This is a genomic window from Psychromarinibacter sediminicola (assembly GCF_029168335.1).
Taxonomy (GTDB): domain Bacteria; phylum Pseudomonadota; class Alphaproteobacteria; order Rhodobacterales; family Rhodobacteraceae; genus Psychromarinibacter; species Psychromarinibacter sediminicola.
In genome coordinates, this window is sequence record NZ_JARGYC010000174.1 from 1 (window position 1) to 2,174 (window position 2,174).

2 protein-coding genes are annotated in these 2,174 nt (G+C 57.4%); both read right to left on the bottom strand.

Features of this window, described 5'->3' with window-relative positions:
* Positions 1–378: 378 nt before the first annotated feature.
* Positions 379–945, bottom strand: coding sequence for a L,D-transpeptidase (locus P1J78_RS24690; protein ID WP_275570029.1), 567 nt, complete (start codon positions 943–945; stop codon positions 379–381).
* Positions 946–1,204: 259 nt separating this feature from the next.
* Positions 1,205–2,174 (bottom strand): hypothetical protein (locus tag P1J78_RS24695; protein ID WP_275570030.1); only part of this gene is annotated, 970 nt, incomplete at its 5' end.

Below are 2,174 nucleotides of genomic sequence, written 5' to 3' on the forward strand. Positions count from 1 at the left end.
GTACGTCGCCATCCATGAGACACCTCCTGCTGTGCAGGTGTCACCTCGGACGAAAAGGTGCCTCAAACAACGAGGGTGATGGCCCGGCGCTTACGATCATCTGAGTGCCGAGGCCGGAGATCAGCAGGATCGCCGGGTCGTGCGGCGCGCCGGTGCTGTCGTAGGCCAGGCGGAGGCCGCCGGGGGTCACGATGCTGTCCGCGGGTGCGGCGTCGGGAATGGGGGCTGGGGCTGTCATGGCGTCACCTGCTGCGATGGGACGCTATTTATACCCGGGTAAAATGACTCGCAATAATATCCGGGTAAAATGTATCGCAGACGCGAAACGCCCCCGCAGGTTTCCGCGAGGGCGTGGTGCTGGGGGCGGGCCGCCGGGGCTCAGGCCGCCGTCGTCTTGTCGTGCAGCACGACCTTGGCATCCATCGGCGTGCGCTCGAACAGGTGGACGACGTGGCTGTTCACCAGCCGCACGCAGCCGTTGGAGATCGACTGCGCCACCGTCCAGGGCTTCGGCGTGCCGTGGATGCGCAGCGCGGTGTCGTGGCCGTTCCGGAAGAGGTAGAGCGCGCGGGCGCCGAGCGGGTTGTCGGGGCCGCCGGGCATCCCGTCCTCGTATTTGGCATAGCTCGGGTCGCGCTCGATCATCGAGGCGGTGGGGGTCCAGGAGGGCCACTCGACCTTGCGGCCGACGGTGAACTCGCCCGCCTCGTAGAGCCCGTCGCGGGCGACGCCGACGACGTAGCGGATGGCCTTCCCCTCTCCCTCGGTCAGGTAGAGGTAGTAGCGGTTGGGGTCCACGTGGATCTGGCCCGCGGGGTAGTCCCGGGACACGCGCACCCGCTTGGGCATGTGCGTCTCGGGGACGGTGTAGCTCTCCCGTGCGAAGGCGGGGGTCGCGGCGAGCGCGGCACCGCCGCTGGCGAGGAAGGTGCGTCTGGTATACAATGTCTTTCCTTTCCGGCGCGAGCGCGCGCCTTGTCCGTGTGCCCGATAGGCGTTGCTGACGTGTTCGGGTGTGGGAACGTGCCAAGACGCGGAAAGGTTCAAAAACGGGTTCGTGAGGGAGGAGCGGGCGGGTAGTGGAGGACAGTGGGCGGTAATGAATGATAATGGCGGTAATGAATGATAATGGCGGATAATGAAGGGTAATGGCGGATAGTGAAGGGTAGTGGTGGTTAGCGGAGGACGGGAGAGGCTCAGCTTCCTAAGCCTGAGTATTGGAAACTACCGTAATCCATGTTGCGAACGAGCGGGTGGGGAGGCGATAGAAGCCCTTGCGCGCTTCATCGGATAATATGATTTCCCGCCTCTTGAGAGCCGATAGCGCATTGTTTATATTTGTTTCGCTTACGTCGCAATTTTCAACGATATTCTTTCTAGAAACCCAAGAATCTCCAAATCCTGACATAAAGTTAAGAACTTTTCTATAGTCGTCAGACCAAATTCTAGAAAAATACATTTCACTAAAGTATTTTGCGCCCAGCTGAGATATCGCACCGTTTTCTGAAGATGCACCCATCGTAACATCATCTGGAGAGATCCTGCCGTCGATATCGGCCTCGAATGCCGAATAAGAGAATTGCTGTAGAAAATGAGGATAGCCTTCGGAAAGAGATGCGAGAAGATGCACTGCCTCATCGTCGATGCTTGTTTTTTCATCGTTTTTCTTGTTCGCAGTCATAATTCCATGGCGTACGACATGCAGACGTTCATCTGGTTCCAGAGGTTGCATATCAAGCACGTGGAATACCCTCAGTGAGGACTCGTGGCTATCTCTAAGCTTTGAAATGACAACCGGTTGCCCTGCCAGAACGAAGAGCACTCGGTTGCAGCCCCGCTTCGATAGTCGCTCAGTCGCGATCTTTAGAAACTCGCCAAGGCCAGCCTCAGATGGCGGGCTGTCTGCCTCATCAAGCAAAACTGCCACTCCATCAAAATTACCAGTCTCAGCTATTTGAGAAAATAGGGAGATCAAATCATCCAATGCTTCGTCTGGGTCAATTTCGGCCTCACGTCCTTTGTATGCGACTCCAAGGATTTCCCATTGCGAAACAAAATCCCAAACTTTCTGCGCTCTCTCCTTAGAGCGTTTTCCGATCAATCTGCATCGTATCCGCAGGCGGCGAAGTAGTTTTCGCATTCCTGGTGCGTGAAGCAGTCGATGAGTTCGCCGA